This window comes from Rhodoferax ferrireducens (assembly GCF_003347515.1).
Taxonomy (GTDB): domain Bacteria; phylum Pseudomonadota; class Gammaproteobacteria; order Burkholderiales; family Burkholderiaceae_C; genus Rhodoferax.
Map to the genome: position 1 here is coordinate 1 of NZ_QEII01000191.1, position 305 is coordinate 305.

The window sequence follows — 305 nt, forward strand, 5'->3', positions numbered from 1 at the left end:
AGCGTTTAAGGCTATAGTCCAGCGCTTTGGCCGTGGCCGAGCCATCGGTGATTTTGCAACGCTGCAACTTCATCCATTCATGCATCGCATCGGCAATCGGGCGTGCTTTGGTTTGTCGAATCTGCAAGCGCTGGTCGGCATGGAGCGTTTTGACCTCCCGCTCGACGTCATAGAGTTGACTGATCAACTTCAACCCAGTCTGGGCAATCTGGCTGGAGTGGTTCGCATGCAGCTCAAACAGCTTGCGCCGGGCATGAGCCATGCAGCCCGCCTCCACGATGCCCTTTGTGAATAACGATTTGTAG

Annotated in this window: 1 protein-coding gene; it reads right to left on the minus strand. The window is 55.1% G+C overall.

Annotation, left to right across the window (positions count from 1 at the left end; translation table 11 throughout):
* The coding region (locus C5P05_RS02125) for an IS66 family transposase (RefSeq protein WP_157979184.1) at positions 1–305 on the minus strand (305 nt) is incomplete at both ends.